We start from the raw sequence: 23,636 nt of genomic DNA on the forward strand, positions 1-23,636 counted from the left end.
CGTTACCCATGTCGTTGTTCTATTGGACTCTCAAGACGTCACCCTTGACGCAGTCGCGCGGGGGTCGCAGGAGGCACCGTGCTCACCGCGTTCGCCCGGGCGTTCAAGACGCCCGACCTGCGCAAGAAGCTGCTCTTCACGCTCGGCATCATCGTGGTCTACCGGGTCGGTACGCACATCCCGATCCCCGGCGTCGACTACCGGAACGTCCAGACCTGTATCGACAACGCCCAGGCCAACCAGGGCCTCTTCGGCCTGGTCAACATGTTCTCCGGCGGCGCGCTGCTGCAGATCACGATCTTCGCCCTGGGCATCATGCCGTACATCACGGCGAGCATCATTCTGCAGCTGCTGACCGTGGTGATCCCGCGCCTGGAAGCCCTGAAGAAGGAGGGCCAGGCCGGCACGGCGAAGATCACGCAGTACACCCGCTACCTGACGATCGCCCTCGCTGTCCTTCAGGGCACCGGCCTCGTCGCCACCGCCCGCAGCGGCGCCCTGTTCCAGGGCTGCCCGGTGGCCAGCCAGATCGTCCCCGACCAGTCGATCTTCGTCACCATCACCATGGTCATCACGATGTGCGCCGGCACGGCGGCCGTGATGTGGCTCGGTGAGCTCATCACCGACCGCGGCATCGGCAACGGCATGTCGATCCTGATGTTCATCTCGATCGCCGCCACCTTCCCGTCCGCCCTGTGGGCCATCAAGAAGCAGGGCTCCCTGGCCGGCGGCTGGATCGAGTTCGGCACCGTGATCCTGGTCGGCCTCGTCATGGTCGGCCTGGTGGTCTTCGTCGAGCAGGCCCAGCGCCGCATCCCGGTGCAGTACGCCAAGCGCATGATCGGCCGCCGTTCCTACGGCGGTACGTCCACCTACATCCCGCTCAAGGTGAACCAGGCGGGTGTGATCCCCGTCATCTTCGCCTCGTCGCTGCTGTACATCCCGGCGCTGATCGCCCAGTTCGCCGGAGGCAAGTCGGAGTGGAAGACCTGGATCGAGCAACACTTCGTCAAGGGCGACCACCCGTACTACATCATTTCGTACTTCCTGCTGATCGTGTTCTTCGCGTTCTTCTATGTGGCGATCTCCTTCAACCCCGAGGAAGTCGCCGACAACATGAAGAAGTATGGTGGCTTCATCCCGGGCATCCGGGCTGGCCGACCGACCGCTGAGTACCTGAGCTACGTACTCAACCGGATCACCTGGCCGGGTTCGCTGTATCTGGGACTGATCGCTCTCGTACCGACGATGGCGTTGGTTGGGTTCGGGGCAAACCAAAACTTCCCGTTCGGCGGGACCAGCATCCTGATCATCGTGGGTGTCGGTCTCGAGACGGTGAAGCAGATCGAGAGCCAGCTCCAGCAGCGCAATTACGAAGGGTTCCTCCGCTGATGCGTATCGTCCTCGTCGGGCCGCCGGGTGCCGGCAAGGGAACGCAGGCCGCGTTCCTCGCCAAGAACCTGTCGATCCCGCACATCTCCACGGGCGACCTGTTCCGGGCCAACATCAGTCGGCAGACGGAACTCGGCAAACTGGCGAAGTCGTACATGGACGCGGGCAACCTGGTGCCGGACGAGGTCACCATCGCCATGGCGAAGGACCGCATGGAGCAGCCGGACGCCGAGAACGGCTTCCTGCTGGACGGCTTCCCGCGCAACGTCTCGCAGGCCGAGGCGCTGGACGAGCTTCTCGAGACCGAGAGCATGCAGCTCGACGCCGTGCTGGACCTGGAGGTCCCCGAGGACGAGGTCGTCAAGCGGATCGCCGGGCGGCGCATCTGCCGCAACGACTCCTCGCACGTCTTCCACGTGACGTACAAGCAGCCGGCCAAGGACGGCGTCTGCGACGTCTGCGGCGGCGAGCTGTACCAGCGCGACGACGACTCCGAGGAGACGGTGCGCACGCGCCTGGAGGTCTACCACACCCAGACCGAGCCGATCATCGACTACTACAAGGCCCAGGGCCTCGTGGTCACGATCTCCGCGCTCGGCAAGGTGGAGGACGTCACGACCCGCGCCATGGAGGCGCTGAAGCGTGGCGAGGACGGCAAGTAGCCGTCCGTACGCAGCTACGGCCGCGGTTTCCCCTCGGGGTGCCGCGGCTGCTGTGTGGAGGGGGCCGGACGCGCGGCCCCGTATCGTTGAAGGCGTTCGTCGTCGCCGAAGGTCCAGAAAGGCCGTAGCTCCCATGGTGCAGATCAAGAGCCCCGAGCAGATCGCCAAGATGCGTGAGGCGGGACTGGTCGTCGCCGCCATCCACGCGGCGACCCGTGAGGCCGCCGTACCCGGGGCCACGACGAAGGATCTGGACCAGGTCGCCCGCAAGGTGCTCGCCGAGCACAACGCCAAGCCGAACTTCCTCGGCTACGGCGGCTTCCCGGCGACGATCTGCACGTCCGTGAACGAGGTCGTCGTCCACGGCATCCCGTCCGACGACGTCGTCCTCAAGGACGGGGACGTCATCTCCATCGACTGCGGTGCGATCATCGACGGCTGGCACGGCGACGCGGCCTTCACCGCCTTCGTCGGCTCCGGTCACGCGCCGGAGCTCGTCGAGCTCTCCCGGGTGACCGAGAAGTCGATGTGGGCCGGCATCGCCGCCATGAAGCAGGGCAACCGCCTGGTCGACGTCTCCCGGGCCATCGAGACGTACATCCGCCGCCAGCCCAAGCCCGGCGGGGGCAAGTACGGGATCATCGAGGACTACGGCGGCCACGGCATCGGCACCGAGATGCACATGGACCCGCACCTGCTGAACTACGTCGACCGGCGGCGTGGCAAGGGCCCGAAGCTGGTGCCCGGCTTCTGCCTGGCCATCGAGCCGATGGTGTCCCTGGGGACGCCGAAGACCGAGGTCCTCGAGGACGACTGGACCGTCATCACGACGGACGGTACGTGGTCGTCGCACTGGGAGCACTCGGTCGCCCTGACCGAAGAGGGGCCGCTCGTGCTGACGTCTCCCGACGGGGGGAAGGCGAAGCTCGCCGAGCTGGGGATCGTGGCCGCGCCGGATCCGCTGGGCTGAGCGCCGCGCCCTCCGGGACGGTCGAGTCGTCCGGCGGCTGCGGGTTCGTTGTGGTTGTTCGCGCAGTTCCCCGCGCCCCTGAAGGGGCGCTTAAAGGGCTGCCCGCTGGGGCAGGCTCTCTCGATTCGTGTTTCTGAGGGGCCTGTCGTAGACTGACTCGTCGGCTCTTGTGTACCCGCATGCCTGCATGCGCCCCGCACAGAGTCGATCAAGGTAGTCGATTCGAAGGGCGAAGCGTGGCCAAGAAGCAAGGTGCCATCGAGATCGAGGGCACTGTCGTCGAGTCTCTGCCGAACGCCATGTTCAAGGTCGAGCTCCAGAACGGCCACCAGGTCCTGGCACACATCAGCGGCAAGATGCGCATGCACTACATCCGCATCCTCCCTGACGACCGGGTCGTGGTGGAGCTGTCTCCGTACGACCTGACCCGTGGCCGGATCGTCTACCGCTACAAGTAGATCTTGCCCGCATCCCGTTCCGGCGGGGTGGTGGCACTGACCCGGAGAACCTCAATCCCATGAAGGTCAAGCCGAGCGTCAAGAAGATCTGCGACAAGTGCAGGGTGATCCGCCGTCACGGCCGGGTCATGGTCATCTGCGACAACCCGCGCCACAAGCAGCGCCAGGGCTGACGCACGACCGATCCCTCTGCCTTCCTCGCAGAGTCTTCGCGCGACGCAAGCTGAATAGTTCATACGCAGGGCCCAGGCGAACACGCCTGACACCCCCGGTCGGAGGCCGGGGACCCAGTTCGTACCTGGTACGGCGGCTGGGAGTCGGTTCCTGCGGAAGACCTCCGTCAAGTAACTGGAGCCATTGAATGGCACGCGTTTCCGGTGTTGACATCCCGCGCGAAAAGCGCGTGGAGATCGCCCTCACCTACGTGTTCGGCATCGGCCGGACCCTCTCCCAGCAGACGCTGGCCGCCACCGGCGTGGACCCGAACACCCGTGTTCGGGACCTCTCCGAGGAGCAGCTGGTCGCGATCCGCGAGTACGTCGACAACAACATCAAGACCGAGGGTGACCTCCGTCGCGAGATCCAGGCCGACATCCGCCGCAAGGTCGAGATCGGCACCTACCAGGGTCTCCGTCACCGTCGTGGTCTGCCCGTCCGCGGTCAGCGCACCAGCACCAACGCTCGTACCCGCAAGGGTCCGCGTCGCGCCATCGCCGGCAAGAAGAAGCCGGGCAAGAAGTAGTCCACAGCGGACGCCTGTCCACGGTCTTCGCTGTAGGACCGACCACCTCCCGTAGGAGTTATAGATGCCCCCCAAGGGTCGTCAGGGCGCTGCCAAGAAGGTGCGCCGCAAGGAAAAGAAGAACGTCGCTCACGGCCACGCGCACATCAAGAGCACGTTCAACAACACGATCGTCTCGATCACGGACCCGTCCGGCAACGTGATCTCCTGGGCCTCCGCCGGCCACGTCGGCTTCAAGGGCTCCCGGAAGTCCACGCCGTTCGCCGCGCAGATGGCCGCCGAGTCGGCTGCCCGCCGCGCCCAGGAGCACGGCATGCGCAAGGTCGACGTGTTCGTGAAGGGCCCGGGTTCCGGTCGTGAGACCGCGATCCGCTCCCTGCAGGCCACGGGCCTCGAGGTCGGCTCCATCCAGGACGTCACCCCGACCCCCCACAACGGCTGCCGTCCGCCGAAGCGCCGCCGCGTCTGACGCGAGGCTGCTGCACGCAGACCGTGGTTCCGGGCGGTACGGCTCCGAAAAGGGCCGTATCGCCCGTACCCTTGCAGTACCCGCACTTCCCCGGTGCGGTTTCCGTCGGGCGTCAAATAGCGGGCGTCCACGAAAGAAGGATCTGATCCACACATGCTGATCGCTCAGCGTCCCTCGTTGACCGAAGAGGTCGTCGACGAGTTCCGCTCCCGGTTCGTGATCGAGCCGCTGGAGCCGGGCTTCGGTTACACCCTCGGCAACTCCCTGCGCCGGACCCTCCTCTCCTCGATCCCGGGTGCGGCGGTCACGTCCATCCGCATCGACGGCGTGCTGCACGAGTTCACCACCGTGCCGGGCGTCAAGGAGGACGTCACCGACCTGATCCTCAACATCAAGCAGCTGGTCGTCTCCTCGGAGCACGACGAGCCGGTCGTGATGTACCTGCGCAAGCAGGGCCCGGGTCTGGTCACCGCCGCCGACATCGCGCCCCCGGCCGGTGTCGAGGTGCACAACCCCGACCTGGTCCTCGCCACGCTCAACGGCAAGGGCAAGCTGGAGATGGAGCTCACGGTCGAGCGTGGCCGCGGTTACGTCTCCGCCGTGCAGAACAAGCAGGTCGGCCAGGAGATCGGCCGGATCCCGGTCGACTCCATCTACTCGCCGGTGCTCAAGGTCACGTACAAGGTCGAGGCCACGCGTGTCGAGCAGCGGACCGACTTCGACAAGCTGATCGTCGACGTCGAGACCAAGCAGGCCATGCGTCCGCGTGACGCCATGGCGTCGGCCGGTAAGACCCTGGTCGAGCTGTTCGGTCTGGCCCGCGAGCTCAACATCGACGCCGAGGGCATCGACATGGGCCCGTCCCCGACGGACGCCGCCCTGGCCGCCGACCTGGCGCTGCCGATCGAGGAGCTGGAGCTCACCGTTCGGTCGTACAACTGCCTCAAGCGTGAGGGCATCCACTCCGTGGGTGAGCTGGTCGCGCGCTCCGAGGCCGACCTGCTCGACATCCGCAACTTCGGTGCGAAGTCGATCGACGAGGTCAAGGCGAAGCTGGCGGGTATGGGCCTGGCGCTCAAGGACTCGCCTCCCGGGTTCGACCCCACCGCTGCCGCCGACGCCTTCGGTGCGGACGACGACGCGGACGCCGGGTTCGTGGAGACCGAGCAGTACTAAGAGCTCGGGCCATTCGGTCCGTACTCGGGTGCGGGTGCGCTGTGCTTGATCGCGCCCACGCGACGGAGTCGCATATCGACACCGCCCCGCGCCCCTTCCGGGAGCGCCCCTGTGGGGCGGCTCCCGGATCTCTGACAGGCGACCGTCTGCTCAGATACTGACCCCGGTACCTGATACGGCCGGGGCAGACACCTAGGAGAAACACCATGCCGAAGCCCACCAAGGGTGCCCGTATGGGCGGCAGTGCCGCGCACGAGAAGCTCCTCCTCGCGAACCTCGCGAAGGCGCTGTTCGAGCACGGCCGCATCACCACCACCGAGGCGAAGGCGCGCAAGCTGCGTCCGTACGCCGAGCGTCTGGTCACCAAGGCGAAGAAGGGCGACCTTCACAACCGCCGTCAGGTGCTCCAGGTCATCACGGACAAGAGCATCGTGCACACGCTCTTCACCGAGATCGGCCCGCGCTACGAGAACCGTCCGGGTGGCTACACCCGCATCACCAAGATCGGTAACCGCCGTGGCGACAACGCGCCCATGGCCGTCATCGAGCTGGTCGAGGCGCTGACGGTGGCGCAGGAGGCGACGGGCGAGGCCGAGGCCGCGACCAAGCGCGCCGCGAAGGACGCCGAGACTGCCGAGGCCCAGGTCGACACGACCAAGGTCGAGGACGCCGAGGAGTCCAAGGACGCGTAAGCGTTCTGCCGGGGGCTGTGCGTCGGCGGCTGCGGCATCGTCGTGGTTGTTCGCGCAGTTCCCCGCGCCCCTTCAGGGGCGTTGGCGGGCCCGTTCCTTTCCAGGAGCGGGCCCGCCTTTTTGTTTTGAGAGGATCTCTGCGTGAGTGATGAAGTGACGCCCGGGTGCGTTCGTATCCGCCTGGACCTGTCGTACGACGGGAGTGAGTTCTCCGGGTGGGCCAAGCAGGCCGGGGGGCGGCGGACCGTGCAGGGGGAGATCGAGGACGCCCTGCGGACCGTGACGCGGTCGCGAGAGACGTACGAGCTGACCGTCGCGGGGCGCACCGACGCCGGGGTGCACGCGCGGGGGCAGGTCGCCCACGTCGATCTGCCGCGTGAGGTGTGGGCCGAGCACCACCAGAAGCTGCTGAAGCGGCTGGCCGGCCGGCTGCCCCGGGACGTACGGGTCTGGGCCCTCAGGGAGGCGCCGAGCGGCTTCAACGCCCGTTTCTCGGCGGTCTGGCGGCGGTACGCGTACCGGGTCACGGACAACCCCGGGGGCGTCGACCCGCTGCTGCGCAGCCATGTGCTGTGGCACGACTGGCCCCTCGACGTCGACGCCATGAACGAGGCCGCGCACCGTCTGCTGGGGGAGCACGACTTCGCCGCCTACTGCAAGAAGCGGGAAGGGGCGACCACCATCCGCACGCTGCAGGAGCTGAGCCTGGTGCGCGGTGGCGACGGGATCATCACCGCCACCGTGCGGGCCGACGCCTTCTGCCACAACATGGTGCGCTCGCTCATCGGGGCGCTGCTGTTCGTCGGGGACGGGCACCGGCCGGCGGACTGGCCGGGGAAGGTGCTGGCGGCCGGCGTACGGGACTCGGCCGTGCACGTCGTACGGCCGCACGGGCTGACGCTGGAGGAGGTCGGCTACCCGGCCGACGAACTGCTCGCCGCGCGCAGCAAGGAGGCGCGGAACAAGCGGTCGCTGCCGTCGGCCGGCTGCTGCTGACGTCGGCTCACTCGTCGGCCGCGGCCGAGGCCTGGGCCTCGCCGCGGCGGCGGATCTGGTTGAACGTGAACTGGACCAGGTCGTCACCGGTCCGGTAGACCGCGGTGTCCTTGGGCGTCACGTCCTTGCCGCTGGTGAACCCGGCGTTGCTGAAGTAGGCGTAGCGGCCGTAGGAGTTGCCGGTGGTGCGGCAGAAGCCGGACTCGCAGAAGGGCTTCACGCCACCGCCGGAGAGCGACTTGATGTAGCTCTTCTTGGTGGACTGGGCCCTTGCCTTGGCGGCCTGTGCCTCGGTGTCGAAGACGGCCACGCCGACCGTCACCGCGATGCCGTCCTTGACGTAGGTCACCCGTATCAGGCGGGTGCAGTCGTTCCCGGTGAGGATCTTGGGAAGGGTGCCGCCGGCCGCCGAGGCGCACTCCCTGGTGTCCGCCGTGGGGCCCTTCTTGTAGACCGTCTCGCCCACGGTGAGCTGGGTGCCCGGGAAGAGCGTGTCCGGGCTGAGCGGGGCCTTGTCCTTCTTGGCGCTGGCGATGAAGTCCTTCGGGTCGAGCGGCGGCGGGGCGCTGGTCGGGGCGAAGGACGGGGCCGAGGCGGACTGGCTGGGGATGTCGGACGAGGGCAGGGAGGTCGGGGTGCCCTGGTTGTCGCCGCCCGCAGAGACGACGGCCACCGCGACGGCCGTGCCGATCGCGACCGTGGCGAACGCGCCGCCGCCGATCAGCAGGATTCGTCGTCGCTTGTTGCGCGCCTCGGAGGCCTCAGCGAGCGCTGCCCAGTCCGGAGACTGGCCGCCCCCGCTGTTCCAGGGCTGCTGCGACTGCGGTTTCCAGGGATCCCACTGGGACTGAGGTCCCCCCTGCCCAAAGCTCATGGGGCGCATCTTAGACGGGACAAGGGGTGTGCTGGTCCGCCCGGTTGGGCTCCCGAACCCCTAGCGTTCCTCCCATGCGCACGGGCAAAGGCGACATCTGCGGGTGGTTGGGGCGACTGCTGTCGACCGTGGTGCTGCTGGTGTGTCTGCTGTCCTGGCCGGCCCTCGCGGCCGGGGTGTGGCCGTCGGTCGTGGTGGGGGCGCTGGGGGCGCTGCGCCGTCCGCGTGGTGGCATGTCCGTGCTGCGGTGGTGTGCCGCGGTGGCCGTGGACGTGCTCGTCTCGTCGGTGTTCCCGTATGTACGGCCGCCTCGGCGGCGCACGCTGCGCAGGGTCGTCACGCTCTGTGCCGCCCTGTGTGTCTCGGTGACCGAGCGGCTGCGGTGATACCGCGTTTTGACCCTTGTGGGCTGCCCCGGTATTCTGCTTGTTCGTTGTGTATTGGCTTGCTCATTCTCACGGGACGGGCCCTTACACCGGTCCACCGGGCCGATGACCAGCGACCCCACGTACGCGGTATGCGTCGCCGCAGTGCGGTCCAGGCTGTCGTGATCGTTTCGGTGACCAGTTATGGACCATTCACTCGAAGCGAAGGCTACGAACCGTGCGTACGTACAGCCCCAAGCCCGGCGATGTGACGCGCCAGTGGCACGTCATCGACGCTCAGGACGTTGTCCTGGGCCGTCTCGCCACCACTGCCGCGACGCTCCTCCGGGGCAAGCACAAGCCGATCTACGCCCCCCACGTCGACGCTGGTGACTTCGTCATCATCATCAACGCGGACAAGGTGCACCTGTCCGGCAACAAGCGGACCCAGAAGATGGCGTACCGCCACTCCGGCTACCCGGGTGGTCTGCGCTCCGTCCGTTACGACGAGCTGCTCGACAAGAACCCCGAGAAGGCCATCGAGAAGGCCGTCAAGGGCATGCTCCCCAAGAACACGCTGGGCCGTCAGATGCTCTCGAAGCTGAAGGTCTACAAGGGTGACCAGCACCCGCACGGCGCGCAGCAGCCGCAGCCGTTCGAGATCACCCAGGTCGCGCAGTAAGTCCGGCCACCCCCTAAGACTGAAGAGAATCTGAGGAGCATCGTGGCCGAGACCACTGCCGAGCAGCCGCTCGAAGAGATCGACATCGACAGCTACACCACCGAGTCCGAGGTCCCCGTCGAGGGCGAGTACACCTCGGAGTCCATGGCGTCCCGCTTCGGTGAGCCCCAGCCGGCCGCCGGCCTGGGTCGTCGCAAGAACGCCATCGCCCGTGTCCGGATCGTCCCGGGCACCGGCAAGTGGAAGATCAACGGTCGCACCCTCGAGGACTACTTCCCGAACAAGGTGCACCAGCAGGAAGTCAACGAGCCGTTCAAGGTTCTCGAGCTCGAGGGCCGCTACGACGTCATCGCCCGCATCGCCGGTGGCGGTGTCTCCGGCCAGGCCGGTGCGCTCCGTCTCGGTGTCGCCCGTGCGCTGAACGAGGCGGACGTCGACAACAACCGCGGCCCGCTGAAGAAGGCCGGCTTCCTCAAGCGCGACGACCGTGCGGTCGAGCGCAAGAAGGCCGGTCTGAAGAAGGCCCGCAAGGCGCCGCAGTACAGCAAGCGCTAAACGCGACGCCCGTCCTGGCGACTGGCTTCGCAACGATCGCCCCGGCGGCACGGTTGTGCTGCCGGGGCGGTTTCGTTTACACAACCCCTACAGCCCCCGGACAGTCTCAGGGGGTGCACTCGGGGATGTGAGCCGCATTCTCTTCAGCAATTCGGAGGACACCACTGTGGGACGACTCTTCGGCACGGACGGCGTGCGCGGTGTCGCCAACGCGGACCTGACGGCGGAAATGGCCCTGGGCCTCTCCGTGGCCGCGGCACACGTACTGGCCGAGGCGGGCACGTTCGAGGGACACCGGCCCAAGGCCGTGGTCGGGCGTGACCCCCGTGCGTCCGGGGAGTTCCTGGAAGCCGCCGTGGTCGCGGGCCTCGCCAGCGCCGGCGTGGACGTCCTGCGGGTCGGTGTGCTGCCGACGCCCGCCGTGGCGTACCTGACCGGTGAGCTCGGCGCCGACCTCGGTGTGATGCTCTCCGCCAGCCACAACGCCATGCCGGACAACGGCGTCAAGTTCTTCGCCCGTGGCGGGCACAAACTCGCCGACGAGCTGGAGGACCGCATCGAGTCCGTCTACGAGGAGCACCGCACCGGCGCCCCGTGGGACCGGCCGACCGGGTCCGGCGTGGGCCGCGTACGCGACTACGAGGAGGGCTCCGACCGGTACGTCGCGCATCTGCTGGGTGCCCTGCCCAACCGGCTCGACGGGCTGAAGGTCGTCCTCGACGAGGCGCACGGCGCCGCGGCCCGGGTCTCGCCGGAGGCGTTCCAGCAGGCCGGTGCCGAGGTCGTCACGATCGGGGCCGAGCCCGACGGGCTCAACATCAACGCCGGGTACGGGTCGACGCACCTGGACAAGATCAAGGCCGCCGTCGTCGAGCACGGGGCCGATCTCGGTATCGCGCACGACGGTGACGCCGACCGGTGCCTCGCCGTCGACCACACCGGCGCGGAGGTGGACGGGGACCAGATCCTCGCCGTGCTCGCGCTGGCGATGCGGGAGCGCTCCGCGCTGCGGTCCGAGACGGTCGTCGCCACGGTGATGTCGAACCTCGGGTTCAAGCTCGCCATGGAGCGCGAGGGCATCCGGCTGGTGCAGACCGCCGTCGGCGACCGGTACGTGCTGGAGGAGATGAAGGAGCACGGGTTCGCCCTCGGCGGCGAGCAGTCCGGGCACGTCATCATCCTCGACCACGCGACGACCGGTGACGGGACGCTGACCGGGCTGCTGCTGGCGGCGCGGGTGGCGCAGAGCGGGCGCACGCTGGCGGATCTCGCCGGCGTCATGAAGCGGCTGCCGCAGGTGCTGATCAATGTGCCGGATGTCGACAGGACGCGGGTGAAGACCTCCGCGGAGCTGTCGGCGGCGGTCTCGGATGCGGAGCGGGAGCTCGGGGAGACCGGGCGGGTGCTGCTGCGGCCCTCCGGGACCGAGCCGTTGGTCCGGGTGATGGTCGAGGCGGCCGATATCGAGCAGGCTCGGTCCGTTGCAGGGCGGTTGGCTGATGTGGTGAAGTCCGCACTGGGCTGAGAGGCCGGCCTGGGAGCGGGGCTGCGGTGGTCTGCGGGCCGCGGGTTGTCCGTGGCTCGTCGCGCCCCTGGGGCGCTGCCCTATAGGGCGTTCGCGCGCTTGCGTTGCTCAGCCCAGAACCACTTCTGGGCCAGCAACGTAGCCGTGCCCGCCACGATGATGCCCAGCAGGTTCAGCAGGAGCTGTTCCGTGGAGCCCCACGTCTGCTGCGTGTCGCCGTAGCTCAGGGCCACGGCCGCGTTCGCCGCGGCCGGGATGGTGGTGACCGAGATGGCCACGCCGACCAGGGCGCCCGACTTGGCCGAGGTCAGGGAAAGGGTGCCGGCGATGCCGGCCAGGACCGCCACGATGAAGGAGAACTTGTCGGGGGCGTAGATGAAGCCGGTGTTCGGGCGGTCGGCGCTGAGCTGATGCTCGCTGAACAGGCCGACGGCGTCCATGAAGAGGCTGAAGCCCACCGTCACCGCCATCGCCACGGCGAAGCCCACCAGCAGCGCGATCAGCGAGCGCAGGGCCAGGCGCGGTCGGCGCCGGACGATCGCGGTGCAGATGCCGGTGAGGGGACCGAACTCGGGGCCCACCGCCATGGCGCCCACGATCAGGATCGCGTTGTCCAGGACCACACCACAGGCGGCGATCATGGTGGCGAGCATGATGAAGGCGAGGTAGGTGACGGAGAGGGTCGACTCCTCGTGCGTCGCCTCGGTCAGCTGCTCCCACAGCACCGCGTCCGCGCCCTCGCCCGGTGCGTCGGCCTCCGCCTTGTCGGCCCGCTCGGACAGGGACAGGTCGATGGATTCGACGGCGATGGAACCGGTGGTGTCGATGCCCAGTTCCCGCAGCCCGGCAAGGAGTTCGTCGCCCGCCTCGCGGGCCACGTCGCACATCACCACGTCCCCGGCGGGGTCGCGGGAGACGCCCGGCATCACGACCAGGTGGGTGGTGCCGACCGTCTTCTCGATCAGCAGGACCACCTCGTCGGTCCTGTCGGCCGGTGTGATCAGACGCAGATGGAGCATGGCGCCCATCTAACCGGTCTTTCCCCCGGACGTCACAGCTTGCGCAGGCTCAGCCGCTGCACCTTGTGGTCCGGGCCCTTGCGCACGACCAGGGTGGCGCGGCCGCGGGTGGGCGCGATGTTCTCCACCAGGTTGGGCCGGTTGATCGTGCGCCACATCGTCCGGGCGTAGTCCAGGGCCTCCTCCTCGGAGACCTGGGTGTACTTGCGGAAGTACGAGGACGGGTCCTGGAAGGCGGTTTTGCGCAGCTTGCGGAAGCGGTTGAGGTACCAGGTCTCGATGTCCTCGACGCGGGCGTCGACGTACACGCTGAAGTCGAAGTAGTCGGCGAGGCCGACGCGGGTACGGCCGTCCTTGCCGGGCAGGGCCGGCTGGAGGACGTTCAGGCCCTCGACGATCAGGATGTCGGGGCGGCGGACCGTGAGCCTCTTGTCGGGGACGATGTCGTAGATCAGGTGGGAGTAGACGGGCGCGGTGACCTCGTTCTTGCCGGCCTTGATGTCGGCGACGAAACGGGTCAGGGCCCGGCGGTCGTAGGACTCCGGGAAGCCCTTGCGGGACATCAGGCCGCGGGCCTGGAGCTCCTTCGTGGGCAGCAGGAAGCCGTCGGTGGTGACCAGCTCGACGCGCGGGTGCTCGGGCCAGCGCGAGAGCAGGGCCTGCAGGAGGCGCGCGACCGTCGACTTGCCCACGGCGACCGAACCGGCGACCCCTATGACGAACGGGGTGCCCGACTGGGAGCCCTGCTCGCCCAGGAACGTGTTCAGCGCGCCTCTGAGGCCGTCGGTGGCACCGACGTAGAGGTTGAGAAGTCTGGACAGCGGGAGGTAGATGTCCCGCACCTCGTCGAGGTCGATCACGTCGCCGAGACCGCGCAGCTTCTCGACCTCCGCGGCCGTCAGCGGAAGCGGCGTCTTGTCACGCAGCGCACTCCACTCGGCTCGGGTGAGGTCGACGTAGGGAGTCGCCTCCGGGCGGGGCCGGTGGGCGCTCCGGGGCATCGAGGAGACCGGAGAGATCACAGTCCATTGTTACGGGCGTACGAACGGATGGTGAGGTGGGATCCATCACGCACACCGTTCGCCCCTCTTCACCCGGCTTCGGTATGAGAGAGGCCGATCCAGGAGGAATGTCAGTGGCGTGCGTCACAGTTGTGGAAAGGGTGGGCCCGGTCCGGGGTCCACGAACGCCTGGGAGTACCCATGACGTACGCGATAGAAGCGGAAGGCCTGGTCAAGCGGTTCAAGGAGACTGAGGCACTGGCGGGCGTCGACCTGGCGGCCCGCAAGGGCACGGTGCTCGGGCTGCTGGGCCCCAACGGTGCGGGGAAGACGACCGCGGTGCGGATCTTCGCGACGCTGCTGCGCCCGGACCGCGGAAGAGCCCGGGTGGCCGGCCACGACGTGGTCGGGGAGGCCGGGGTCGTACGCTCCCTCGTCGGGCTGACCGGACAGTACGCGGCGGTCGACGAGAACCTGACCGGCACGGAGAACCTGCTGCTCATCGGACGGCTGCTGGGTCTGCCGAGGCGGGAGGCGAAGGCGCGGGCCGGTGAACTGCTGGAGCGGTTCCATCTGACCCACGCGGCCGGACGAGCCGCGAAGACCTTCTCGGGCGGCATGCGCAGACGCCTGGACCTCGCGGCCAGCCTCGTCGGCCGGCCCAGCATCCTCTTCCTCGACGAGCCGACCACCGGCCTCGATCCGCACAGTCGTGGTGAGCTGTGGGACCTGCTGCGCGGCCTGGTCGCGGACGGTGCGACCGCGCTGCTGACCACGCAGTATCTGAACGAGGCCGATGTCCTCGCCGATGACATCGTGGTGATCGACAAGGGCCGGGTGATCGCCGAGGGCACGCCTGACCAGTTGAAGGCGCAGGTCGGCGACCAGGTGCTGGAGCTCAGGCCGATCGTCGGGCAGGACCTGGCGCGGGCGCACGCGCTGGTGGCCGGGGCCGCCGGGCCGGCGGCACGGATCGAGGGCGAGACGGTCACCGCCCCGGTGAAGGACCCCGAACTGATGCCGGCCGTGGTCCGTGCGCTGGACCGGGAGGGCATCGCGGTCGGAGAGCTGGCCCTGCGCCGCTCCTCGCTCGACGAGGTCTTCCTCTCCCTGACCGGCCACCGCGCCGAGCCGGGCAAGGCCGAGGAGGACGGCGGCGCGGCCGCCCACGACGGTGACGGCGCCGATCGTGACCCGAGAGACCGCGGCGGCACCGACCGCGGCGGCACCGACCGTGACGACTCCGTCCGTGACGACGACGGGCGCGAGAAGGCGGTGAGCCGGTCATGACCGCGACCGCCGGCACCCTCACCGCACCGGTCACCGAGTCGGGCCGGGTGCCGCCCCTCGCCGGGCTGCGGCAGACCTTCACGATGGCCTGGCGGAGCCTGGTCGCCGTCAAGCACAACCCGCTCGAACTGGTCGACTACAGCATCACGCCGATCATGTTCGTGTTCCTGTTCACCTATGTGCTGGGCGGGCAGATGGCCGGCTCACCCGACGCGTACCTGAAGTACGCGCTGCCCGGGATCATCGTGCAGAACACCCTGTTCATGACGATGTACACGGCGATGGCGCTCAACACCGACCTCACCAAGGGCGTCTTCGACCGGCTGCGCAGCCTGCCCATCGCCCGCTCCGCCCCGCTCATCGGCCGGATCACCGCCGACCTCGCCAAGCACCTGTGGGCGCTGCTGCTGATGATCGGCCTCGGCCTGGCCCTCGGCTTCCGCATCACCGGCGGGGTCGGCGGGTTCCTGCTCGGCACACTACTGGTGGTGGTGTTCGCCGCGGCCGTGTCCTGGAGCGCGGTGCTGATCGGGATGCTGGCGGGCGACGCCGAGAAGGTCCAGGCGTTCGCCTTCACACTCATCTTCCCGATCACCTTCACCAGCAGCGCGTTCGTCGTCGTCGACACGATGCCGGGCTGGCTCCAGGCGTGGAGCGACGTCAATCCGGTGACGCACCTGTCGGATGCGTTCCGGGGGCTGCTGCTGGGCGGGGCGGTCGCGGAGCCGGTGTTGTGGTCGCTGGTGTGGGCGGCGGGCATCGCGCTGGTGTTCTACCCGTTGGCCATGCGGGCCTACCGGGCGAAGGTCTGAGGCGCTCGGGCGTCGAAGCGGCGGGAGCGAAAGTCGCCGTTGCGGGGCCGCGAAAGGCGCGATCATTTCCGATTCCGGGCACGCTGAAGGGGTTTTCGGAGAGCATCGGCCCGTAGGCTGCGCGTCATGTGTGGAATCGTGGGTTACGTGGGGCCGCAGTCCGCGCTCGAGGTCGTGATGGCCGGGCTGAAGCGGCTGGAGTACCGGGGGTACGACTCGGCGGGCGTCGCCGTCCTGGCCGACGGGGGGCTCGCGACGGCGAAGAAGGCCGGCAAGCTGCTCAACCTGGAGAAGGAACTGGACGGCAGACCGCTGCCGACGGGGGCGACGGGCATCGGGCACACCCGCTGGGCCACGCACGGCGGGCCGACGGACACCAACGCCCACCCGCACATCGACAACGCGGGACGGGTCGCGGTGGTGCACAACGGCATCATCGAGAACTTCGCCCTGCTGCGGGCCGAGCTGGCGGAACGCGGCCACGAGCTGTCCTCCGAGACGGACACCGAGGTCGTGGCGCATCTGCTCGCCGAGGAGTTCTCCTCCTGCGAGGATCTCGCCGAGGCGATGCGGCTGGTGTGCCGGCGGCTGGAGGGTGCGTTCACCCTGGTCGCCGTGCACGCCGACGAGCCGGACGTGGTCGTGGGTGCGCGGCGCAACTCGCCGCTGGTGGTCGGTGTCGGCGAGGGCGAGGCCTTCCTCGCGTCGGACGTCGCCGCGTTCATCGCCCACACGCGCTCGGCGATCGAGCTCGGCCAGGACCAGGTGGTGGAGCTGCGTCGGGACGGCGTGACGGTGACGGGCTTCGACGGCCGCCCGGCGGACGTGCGGTCGTACCACGTCGACTGGGACGCGTCGGCCGCCGAGAAGGGCGGCTACGACTACTTCATGCTCAAGGAGATCGCCGAGCAGCCCAAGGCGGTCGCCGACACGCTGCTGGGCCGGATCGACGGGTCCGGGTCGCTGACTCTGGACGAGGTGCGGATCCCGCAGGGGGTGCTGCGGGAGATCGACAAGGTCGTCATCGTCGCCTGCGGCACGGCCTTCCACGCCGGGATGATCGCCAAGTACGCCATCGAGCACTGGACGCGGCTGCCCTGCGAGGTGGAGCTGGCGAGCGAGTTCCGCTACCGGGACCCGATCCTCGACGCGCAGACGCTGGTGATCGCCATCTCCCAGTCGGGCGAGACCATGGACACGCTGATGGCGCTGCGGCACGCCCGCGAGCAGGGCTCCAGGGTGCTGGCGATCTGCAACACCAACGGTTCGACGATCCCGCGCGAGTCGGACGCGGTGCTGTACACGCACGCCGGGCCGGAGGTCGCCGTCGCCTCGACCAAGGCGTTCCTCACGCAGCTCGTGGCGTGCTACCTGGTCGCCCTGTACCTGGGCCAGGTGCGCGGTACGAAGTGGGGCGACGAGATCCGGGCGGTGATCCGCGACCTGTCCTCGATCGCCGGTGCGGTGGATCAGGTGCTGGGCACGATGGAGCCGGTGCGGGAGCTGGCACGCACGCTGGCCACCAAGAAGACGGTGCTGTTCCTCGGGCGGCACGTGGGCTATCCGGTGGCGCTCGAAGGCGCGCTGAAGCTCAAGGAACTCGCCTACATGCATGCCGAGGGGTTCGCGGCCGGGGAGCTGAAGCACGGGCCGATCGCCCTGATCGAGGAGGACCTGCCGGTGGTCGTGGTGGTGCCCTCGCCGCGCGGCCGGTCGCTGCTGCACGACAAGATCGTGTCCAACATCCAGGAGATCCGGGCGCGGGGTGCGCGGACGATCGTGATCGCGGAGGAGGGTGACGAGGCGGTAGTGCCGTATGCGGACCACTTGATCCGGATTCCCGCCACGCCGACCCTGCTGCAGCCGCTCGTGGCGACGGTGCCGCTCCAGGTGTTCGCCTGTGAGCTGGCGACGGCCCGCGGCAACGAGGTGGACCAGCCCCGGAACCTGGCGAAGTCGGTGACGGTGGAGTGAGCGGGAAGCCGGAATGAGCGCCGAGGGGCGAAGGGCCGGATGCCCTTCGCCCCTCGGTTCAGCCGGTCAGGTGCTCGCCTCGGACGGGCACCCTGTCAGGCCGTCAGGTGTTCGCCCCGGATGGGCACCCTGTCAGGCCGTCAGGTGCTCAGATGGGCAGGCAGGTCGCCGGGACCCAGCCTTCCACGCTGGTGCTGTTGGGGCCGCCGAAGTACCACTTGTTGCTCGTCTTGCCGCAGGCGGTGTAGCTGCCGCCCGCGACGGGCTTGCTGCCGTCGAAGCAGATGCCACCGGCCTGGCCCTTGCCCCAGGTGCCGAGAGCGGTCGAGCTCGTCTTGGGCTGGCTGCGGAGGTTGACGGTCGCCTTGGGCTTCACGTTGGTCAGCGCGCTGTTGCAGGCCGGCTTGGTCACGGCGGCGGCGGTGCCGGCCGTGGCGACGGTGGCCGTGAGGGCGGTGCCTATCAGGGCCGCGGTGGTCAGTGCGGCGCCCAGGGACTTGAACTTCATGGGATCGGTGTCCTCCCGTTTGGTGCGATGCCGTTTGCTCATCGCGATCAGCGCGAACTCTACATCGAGAAACGGAAGTTGAAGATCGAGGGGTGGTGCGGGCGGCGCCTCGGGAGCCTTTCCCGCAGGATCCGGCCCGTCCCCGTAGGGTGCTGCCCATGAGCATCATCGGGGTCGGCATCGACGTTGCCGAGATCGAGCGGTTCGCGGCTTCACTGGAGCGTACGCCCGCGCTGGCCGGACGGCTCTTCGTGGAGCGGGAGTTGCTGCTGCCCAGCGGAGAGCGGCGGGGGGTTGCCTCGCTCGCCGCGCGGTTCGCGGCCAAGGAGGCGTTGGCCAAGGCGCTCGGTGCTCCGCCGGGGCTGCTGTGGACCGACGCCGAGGTGTGTGTCGAGGACACCGGGCGGCCCTGGCTGCGGGTGACCGGGACGGTGGCCGCCCGGGCCGCCGAGCTGGGCGTGCGGAGCTGGCACGTGTCGCTGAGTCACGATGCGGGCGTCGCCTCCGCGGTGGTCATCGCCGAGGGGTGAGAGTGCCCCTGGGTGAGGGCCCGGGCGGGAAGCGCCAGGACCCGGGCGGCAATGCGCTGAGGACGGCCGCGAGGCTGTGCGGGTCGCGGCGGGCGATGTTGTGGCCGACGGGAATCTCGTGCACCCGCCAGGCCGAGTCGTTGCGCAGCCGTTCGGTCAGGTTCACCAACGGGCTGCCCGTCCACGCCCCGCCGCTGATGAACGTCCGGCCGGGCGCGCGGCCGGGGTTGCCTCCCAGTCTGAGCGACTGGACGAAGCTCGCCATCGGGTGCGGTCGCGCGCGCGGGTCGAGCCCCTCGGGCACCGCGACCCATCGGCCGTCGGCGCGGGCGCCGGTGATGAACGACTCGCGGAAGCTGTCGCTGGTCAGGGACCAGCACGAATCGCCGTCGTCCGGGACGTAGGCGTCGATGAAGACGAGCTGGTCGAGGCGGTCGCCGAGCCGATCCGCGACTCCGGCGATCACCATCCCGCCATAGCTGTGTCCGCACAGCGCGACGGGCGTCCCGTCGCCGCGGTCGATGATCCCGGCCACCTGGTCGGTGTGGGTGTCGAGGTTCGCAGCTCGGGGCGACGGCGGCGACCCGTGAGGGGTGCTCCGCAGGCACCGGCGCTCTCCGGTCCCGCAGCCCCGGCCGGGTGGAGGCGGGGCTGGCGGGCAGGGGGCAGGTCAGCAGATCGACTGGCTGCTGTTCACCCGGGTGATGTTGCGGAACGTCGTGTTCTCGCCGCACGGGCTCTCCCTGATGGCCGAGTTGGTGACCGTCAGGTTCTGGATGGTGATGTCCCTGTTGTTGGGGAACTCCGAGCGGGCGGCCAGGCGCAGCTCGCCGCCGCCGGTGATCGTGCCGCTCTGCGCCGCGAGGCTGACGTTGTAGCAGTTCTCGATCAGGACCGAGTTGTTGCCGGTCTGCGAGAGCGTCACCTTGTCGATGACGGCCCCACCGCTCTCCGAGACGCAGAACACGCCCCGTCCGCCGCCGCGCGCGACGACCTCGCCGACGCGGATGTTGGTGGGGTAGCCGCTGCCGACCCGGCCGTTGCGGTTGGCCATGCGGAAGGCGGCGTAGCCGGTACCCGTGCCGGCGTTCTCGGCGTCCACCTTGGTGACCTGGGCGTTGATGGTCTGGTTGAGCAGCAGGCCCGACTCGCCGACGTTACGGGCCGTCACCGTGCCGATGGTGATGCCGTCGACGCCGTACGTCTCGACCGCGTGGCTGGAGGCGCCGGATACGTAGACGTTGTCGATGCGGACGTTGCGCGTCCACTGGCTGGTGTCGCCGCGGTTGTCGATGCGGACGCCCAGGCCGCGGCTCAGGCGCATGTCGATCTGGCCGAGCACCACGTTCTGGACGTTGCGCAGGAAGATGCCGTAGAGCGGGGTGCCGGTGAGCTTGAGGTTCTGGACCTCGATGTCGCGGGTGCCGCGGGAGTAGACCGGTGCCTGGTCGCCCGAACCGCTGCCGGTGACGTTGATGGTGCCGCAGACGTCGAGGACGGTGTAGCTCGGCAGGGAGATGCGGGAGTCGGCCGAGAGGGAGCCCGAGCCGCGGACCACGACCCGTTCCTTCGTGGTGCGCCCGGAGGTGAGGCTGTTGACCGCGGCCTGGACCGCCGCGCGCATGTCGGTGCCGGTGTAGACCGTGCTGCCGCCGCGCCGGGCGGTCCAGTTGCTGCCGCTCTGCACGGCCTCGGCCTGGTAGGAGCCGTCTCCGCAGGCCAGTGCGCGTGAGGGGGCGGCCGTGGCGGGTTCGGTCAGGGTGCCGGCGGTGGTGAGGAGGGCGGTGGCGGCGACGGCGGCGAGTAATGCGGCGGCTCTGCGTCCCATGGGGGCCTCGGTTTCGTCGGATGTGGGGGGGGGAGTGCGCACGTTCTGCAAGCGCTTTCTGTGCGGCCGGGAGTCTGGCAAAGGGCCGTTGAACCGTCAATGGCCGCGGCACGGATCGCAGAGCAGGGAGATGCGGGAGGTGCGTGTGAGAGGGAATGGCCCGGTGGTCCCGAGGGAAACTCGACCGCATGCGTACTGCGTACAGCGTGGAGACGGTCCGGAACGCCGAACGGGAGCTGATGGCGCGGCTGCCGGAGGGGGCACTGATGCAACGCGCCGCCGCCGGACTCGCCGCGGCCTGCGCCGACCTGCTGGGGCGGGTGTACGGGAGCAGGGTCGTGCTGCTGGTCGGCAGCGGCGACAACGGGGGTGACGCCCTGTACGCCGGTGCCCGGCTGGCCCGCCGGGGGGCCGGGGTCACCGCGGTGCTGCTCGCGCCGGACCGGGCGCACGCGGCGGGGCTCGCGGCGTTGCGGCGGGCCGGGGGGCGGGTCGCGGGGACCGGCCAGGGCGAGGCGCTCGTCGAGGACGCGGACCTCGTCCTCGACGGGATCGTCGGGATCGGGGGGAAGGGCGGGCTGCGGCCGGACGCGGTGCCGCTGGCCGCCGCCGCCGGACGGACCCGGGGGGCCGTGGTCGCGGTCGATCTGCCCAGCGGTGTCGACGCCGACACCGGGGAGGTGCACGGGGACGCCGTGCGGGCCGACCTGACCGTGACGTTCGGGACGCACAAGCCCGGGCTTCTGATCGATCCCGCCCGCGAGTACGCGGGGTCGGTGCGGCTGGTCGACATCGGGCTGGAGCTGCCGGCCGAGCCGGAGCTGGAGGCGTTGCAGCACGACGACGTGGCCCGGCTGCTGCCGCTGCCGCGGGCGGAGAGCGACAAGTACCGGCGGGGCGTGGTCGGCATCGCCGCCGGGTCGGCGCGGTACCCGGGGGCCGCCGTGCTCGCCGTCTCCGGGGCGCTGCGGGGCGGGGCCGGGGCGGTGCGGTACGTCGGGCCGGCCGGGGACGCGGTCATCGCGCGGTTTCCCGAGACGCTCGTGTCGGACCAGGGGCCGAAGCATGCGGGGCGAGTGCAGGCGTGGGTCGTCGGACCGGGGGCCGGGGACGACGCCGCGACGGTGGCGGAGGTGCTGGCGGCGGACGTGCCGGTGCTGATCGACGCGGACGGACTGCGGCTGGCCGACGCCGGGGTCGTGCGGGGGCGGCGGGCGCCGACGCTGATGACGCCGCACGCAGGGGAGGCGGCGGCCCTGCTGGGCGTGGACCGGGCGGAGGTCGAGGGCGGCCGGCTGGCGGCGGTCCGGGAGCTGGCCCGGCGGTACGGGGCGACCGTGCTGCTGAAGGGATCCACGACGCTGGTGGCCGACCCGGGGGGCGGCGCGGTGCGGGTGAACCCGACGGGCACGGGGTGGCTGGCCACGGCCGGGAGCGGAGACGTGCTGTCGGGGCTCGCCGGATCACTGCTGGCGGCGGGGTTGTGCGCGGTGGATGCGGGGAGTGCCGGGGCGTACCTGCACGGTCTGGCCGGCCGGCTGGCGGCGGACGGGGCGCCGGTGGGGGCACACGACGTGGCCGCGGCGCTGCCGGGGGCTTGGCGGAATGTGCTGGGGTGACGGCCCGAGGTGTCTGCGCGGGCCGGGCGGGGTGGCCCACGGGGGCGGGGCGCAGGGCGGTGCCGGGGGCTCGGCGGAGTGTGCCGGGGGTGATGGCCCGAGGTGTGTGCGGGCGCGAGGGAAACCACTCCGATGGCGGTACGGGAACCATGGGTCGGCGGCGGTCGGGCCGCCCGGGCCGTCCTCCCGGTGCGGATCGCCGTACACCGCCGCGGCTCGATGCCACGCCGGTCTGCCCCTGGGGACGCACAGAGGTACGTAGCCGACCCGCCATCGGGGCGCTCTGAGACACTGGGCGCGATGAGCGAGAGAACAGCCCCGACCGCGCCCCTGCGGGCCCGCGCCGAGATCGACCTGGCGGCCCTGCGGGCCAATGTGCGGGCCCTGCGCGCCCATGCGCCGGGCGCGGCCGTGATGGCCGTGGTGAAGTCCGAGGCATATGGGCACGGGGCTGTGCCGTGCGCCCGCGCGGCGCTCGACGCCGGTGCGAGCTGGCTGGGCACGGCCACGCCCGAGGAGGCCCTCGCCCTGCGGGCCGCCGGGCTGCCGGGCCGCATCATGTGCTGGCTGTGGACGCCCGGAGGGCCGTGGCGCGAGGCGATCGACGCCGACCTGGACGTGTCGGTCAGCGGCATGTGGGCCCTGGAGGAGGTCGTCGCGGCGGCCCGGGGAGCCGACCGGCCCGCCCGTGTGCAGCTGAAGGCCGACACCGGCCTCGGACGCAACGGGTGCCAGCCCGGGGACGACTGGGCCGCGCTCGTCGACGCGGCGCTGCGGGCCGAGGCCGAGGGGCTGCTGCGCGTCACCGGGCTGTGGTCGCACCTCGCCTGCGCCGACGAGCCGGGGCACCCCTCCATCACCGCCCAGCTCACCGTGTTCCGGGACATGGTCGCCCACGCCGAAGGGAAGGGCGTACGGCCCGAGGTCCGGCACATCGCCAACTCCCCGGCCACCCTCACGCTCCCCGAGAGCCACTTCGACCTGGTCCGCACCGGCATCGCCACCTACGGCATCTCGCCCAGCCCCGAGCTCGGCACCCCGGCCGACTTCGGGCTGCGCCCGGTGATGACGCTGTCCGCCTCGCTGGCCCTGGTCAAACACGTACCGGGCGGGCACGGCGTCAGCTACGGCCACCGGTACGTGACACCCGGCCCGACCACCCTCGGCCTGGTTCCGCTGGGCTACGCGGACGGCATCCCGCGGCACGCCTCCTCGGCCGGGCCGGTGCTGGTCGAGGGCAAGTGGCGCACGATCGCCGGACGGGTCGCCATGGACCAGTTCGTGGTGGACCTGGGGGGCGACGAACCCGCGGCGGGAGCCCGGGCGGTCCTCTTCGGGCCCGGCGACCGCGGTGAGCCCACCGCGGAGGACTGGGCCCAGGCGGCCGGAACCATCGCCTACGAGATCGTGACCCGGATCGGAACGCGCGTTCCTCGCGTCTATGTGAATGAGGGACAGGACGGGTAACTCGCACAGAGAACCGGTCACGCGAGAAAC

General features: G+C 69.9%; 25 protein-coding genes and 1 pseudogene. 20 read left to right on the top strand and 6 right to left on the bottom strand.

The annotated features are described in order from the left end of the window. Window positions 1–78: 78 nt before the first annotated feature. The 10 genes from secY to truA all read left to right on the top strand — a co-directional run bounded on the left by secY (window position 79) and on the right by truA (window position 7,557). Window positions 79–1,392 carry a preprotein translocase subunit SecY gene (gene secY / locus AB0B29_RS06010; protein WP_362234543.1) on the top strand — a complete coding sequence of 438 codons (1,314 nt, stop codon included), beginning with the start codon at window positions 79–81 and terminating at the stop codon, window positions 1,390–1,392. Further along, window positions 1,392–2,054 carry an adenylate kinase gene (locus AB0B29_RS06015; RefSeq protein ID WP_362234546.1) on the top strand — a complete coding sequence of 221 codons (663 nt, stop codon included), beginning with the start codon at window positions 1,392–1,394 and terminating at the stop codon, window positions 2,052–2,054. The genes secY and AB0B29_RS06015 overlap by 1 nt, the downstream gene beginning before the upstream one ends. A 133-nt stretch (window positions 2,055–2,187) precedes the next feature. Next, a complete protein-coding gene (map, locus tag AB0B29_RS06020; RefSeq protein WP_362234549.1) occupies window positions 2,188–3,024 on the top strand; it encodes a type I methionyl aminopeptidase in 837 nt (278 codons plus the stop codon). A 236-nt stretch (window positions 3,025–3,260) separates the two neighbouring features. Beyond that, on the top strand, window positions 3,261–3,482 hold the full coding sequence (gene infA / locus AB0B29_RS06025; protein ID WP_003948620.1) for a translation initiation factor IF-1: 222 nt from the start codon (window positions 3,261–3,263) through the stop codon (window positions 3,480–3,482). Between the two features lie 59 nt (window positions 3,483–3,541). Further along, window positions 3,542–3,655 carry a 50S ribosomal protein L36 gene (rpmJ, locus tag AB0B29_RS06030; protein ID WP_003974245.1) on the top strand — a complete coding sequence of 38 codons (114 nt, stop codon included), beginning with the start codon at window positions 3,542–3,544 and terminating at the stop codon, window positions 3,653–3,655. Window positions 3,656–3,843: 188 nt separating this feature from the next. Beyond that, window positions 3,844–4,224: a 30S ribosomal protein S13 gene (gene rpsM / locus AB0B29_RS06035; RefSeq protein ID WP_004984507.1), complete on the top strand. Its 381-nt coding sequence runs from the start codon at window positions 3,844–3,846 to the stop codon at window positions 4,222–4,224. Window positions 4,225–4,288: 64 nt separating this feature from the next. After that, entirely contained in the window at window positions 4,289–4,693 is a 405-nt protein-coding gene (rpsK, locus tag AB0B29_RS06040) for a 30S ribosomal protein S11 (protein ID WP_003956432.1), read from the top strand. A gap of 153 nt (window positions 4,694–4,846) precedes the next feature. Next, window positions 4,847–5,869 (top strand): DNA-directed RNA polymerase subunit alpha, encoded by a 1,023-nt coding sequence (locus AB0B29_RS06045; protein ID WP_003966937.1) that lies wholly within the window; start codon window positions 4,847–4,849, stop codon window positions 5,867–5,869. A gap of 206 nt (window positions 5,870–6,075) precedes the next feature. Next, a complete protein-coding gene (gene rplQ, locus AB0B29_RS06050) occupies window positions 6,076–6,561 on the top strand; it encodes a 50S ribosomal protein L17 (protein WP_362234553.1) in 486 nt (161 codons plus the stop codon). A 141-nt stretch (window positions 6,562–6,702) separates the two neighbouring features. Continuing rightward, window positions 6,703–7,557: a tRNA pseudouridine(38-40) synthase TruA gene (gene truA, locus AB0B29_RS06055; RefSeq protein WP_362234555.1), complete on the top strand. Its 855-nt coding sequence runs from the start codon at window positions 6,703–6,705 to the stop codon at window positions 7,555–7,557. A 7-nt stretch (window positions 7,558–7,564) separates the two neighbouring features. On the opposite strand, the gene AB0B29_RS06060 is transcribed toward truA, so the two are convergent. Beyond that, entirely contained in the window at window positions 7,565–8,431 is an 867-nt protein-coding gene (locus AB0B29_RS06060) for a hypothetical protein (RefSeq protein ID WP_362234558.1), read from the bottom strand. 74 nt (window positions 8,432–8,505) lie between these two features. Between AB0B29_RS06060 and AB0B29_RS06065 the strand changes: the two genes are divergently transcribed. The 4 genes from AB0B29_RS06065 to glmM all read left to right on the top strand — a co-directional run bounded on the left by AB0B29_RS06065 (window position 8,506) and on the right by glmM (window position 11,558). Continuing rightward, window positions 8,506–8,817, top strand: coding sequence for a hypothetical protein (locus AB0B29_RS06065; protein ID WP_362234560.1), 312 nt, complete (start codon window positions 8,506–8,508; stop codon window positions 8,815–8,817). Window positions 8,818–9,034: 217 nt separating this feature from the next. Further along, complete coding sequence (gene rplM, locus AB0B29_RS06070) at window positions 9,035–9,478, top strand: 50S ribosomal protein L13 (protein ID WP_033308956.1); 444 nt, start codon at window positions 9,035–9,037, stop codon at window positions 9,476–9,478. A 42-nt stretch (window positions 9,479–9,520) separates the two neighbouring features. Beyond that, window positions 9,521–10,033, top strand: a complete 513-nt coding sequence (gene rpsI / locus AB0B29_RS06075) for a 30S ribosomal protein S9 (protein WP_077796742.1) — start codon at window positions 9,521–9,523, stop codon at window positions 10,031–10,033. Window positions 10,034–10,199: 166 nt separating this feature from the next. Then, entirely contained in the window at window positions 10,200–11,558 is a 1,359-nt protein-coding gene (glmM, locus tag AB0B29_RS06080; RefSeq protein WP_362234563.1) for a phosphoglucosamine mutase, read from the top strand. Window positions 11,559–11,638: 80 nt separating this feature from the next. Here glmM and AB0B29_RS06085 read toward each other — a convergent pair whose 3' ends face one another. Then, window positions 11,639–12,577, bottom strand: coding sequence for a DUF389 domain-containing protein (locus tag AB0B29_RS06085; protein WP_362234566.1), 939 nt, complete (start codon window positions 12,575–12,577; stop codon window positions 11,639–11,641). Between the two features lie 32 nt (window positions 12,578–12,609). Next, window positions 12,610–13,578 (bottom strand): type I pantothenate kinase, encoded by a 969-nt coding sequence (coaA, locus tag AB0B29_RS06090; protein ID WP_362235640.1) that lies wholly within the window; start codon window positions 13,576–13,578, stop codon window positions 12,610–12,612. Window positions 13,579–13,779: 201 nt separating this feature from the next. On the opposite strand from coaA, the gene AB0B29_RS06095 reads away from it, so the two are divergent. From AB0B29_RS06095 to glmS, 3 genes are all read left to right on the top strand, one after another. After that, on the top strand, window positions 13,780–14,868 hold the full coding sequence (locus AB0B29_RS06095) for an ATP-binding cassette domain-containing protein (RefSeq protein ID WP_362234568.1): 1,089 nt from the start codon (window positions 13,780–13,782) through the stop codon (window positions 14,866–14,868). Further along, window positions 14,865–15,680, top strand: coding sequence for an ABC transporter permease (locus AB0B29_RS06100; RefSeq protein WP_362234570.1), 816 nt, complete (start codon window positions 14,865–14,867; stop codon window positions 15,678–15,680). The genes AB0B29_RS06095 and AB0B29_RS06100 overlap by 4 nt, the downstream gene beginning before the upstream one ends. 126 nt (window positions 15,681–15,806) lie before the next feature. After that, the gene (gene glmS, locus AB0B29_RS06105) at window positions 15,807–17,654 is read left to right on the top strand and encodes a glutamine--fructose-6-phosphate transaminase (isomerizing) (RefSeq protein WP_362234573.1); all 1,848 of its coding nucleotides are present in this window, start codon (window positions 15,807–15,809) and stop codon (window positions 17,652–17,654) included. A gap of 148 nt (window positions 17,655–17,802) precedes the next feature. Here the strand turns inward: glmS and AB0B29_RS06110 are convergent, their stop codons facing one another. Continuing rightward, window positions 17,803–18,204: a hypothetical protein gene (locus AB0B29_RS06110; protein WP_362234575.1), complete on the bottom strand. Its 402-nt coding sequence runs from the start codon at window positions 18,202–18,204 to the stop codon at window positions 17,803–17,805. Window positions 18,205–18,320: 116 nt separating this feature from the next. Between AB0B29_RS06110 and AB0B29_RS06115 the strand changes: the two genes are divergently transcribed. After that, complete coding sequence (locus tag AB0B29_RS06115) at window positions 18,321–18,692, top strand: holo-ACP synthase (RefSeq protein ID WP_361867942.1); 372 nt, start codon at window positions 18,321–18,323, stop codon at window positions 18,690–18,692. On the opposite strand, the pseudogene AB0B29_RS06120 reads toward AB0B29_RS06115, so the two are convergent. Then, window positions 18,676–19,311 (bottom strand): annotated as a pseudogene (locus AB0B29_RS06120) (alpha/beta fold hydrolase); the annotation flags it as partial. The gene AB0B29_RS06115 and the pseudogene AB0B29_RS06120 sit on opposite strands and share 17 nt — an antisense overlap. Before the next feature lie 51 nt (window positions 19,312–19,362). Next, entirely contained in the window at window positions 19,363–20,520 is a 1,158-nt protein-coding gene (locus AB0B29_RS06125) for a hypothetical protein (RefSeq protein ID WP_362234577.1), read from the bottom strand. A gap of 188 nt (window positions 20,521–20,708) precedes the next feature. Here AB0B29_RS06125 and AB0B29_RS06130 point away from each other — a divergent pair, with 188 nt between their 5' ends. Beyond that, the gene (locus AB0B29_RS06130; RefSeq protein WP_362234579.1) at window positions 20,709–22,139 is read left to right on the top strand and encodes an NAD(P)H-hydrate dehydratase; all 1,431 of its coding nucleotides are present in this window, start codon (window positions 20,709–20,711) and stop codon (window positions 22,137–22,139) included. Between the two features lie 300 nt (window positions 22,140–22,439). Beyond that, window positions 22,440–23,606 carry an alanine racemase gene (alr, locus tag AB0B29_RS06135; protein ID WP_362234582.1) on the top strand — a complete coding sequence of 389 codons (1,167 nt, stop codon included), beginning with the start codon at window positions 22,440–22,442 and terminating at the stop codon, window positions 23,604–23,606. Window positions 23,607–23,636: the final 30 nt, after the last annotated feature.

The sequence above is a fragment of the Streptomyces tibetensis genome, from assembly GCF_040647715.1.
GTDB lineage: Bacteria > Actinomycetota > Actinomycetes > Streptomycetales > Streptomycetaceae > Streptomyces > Streptomyces tibetensis_A.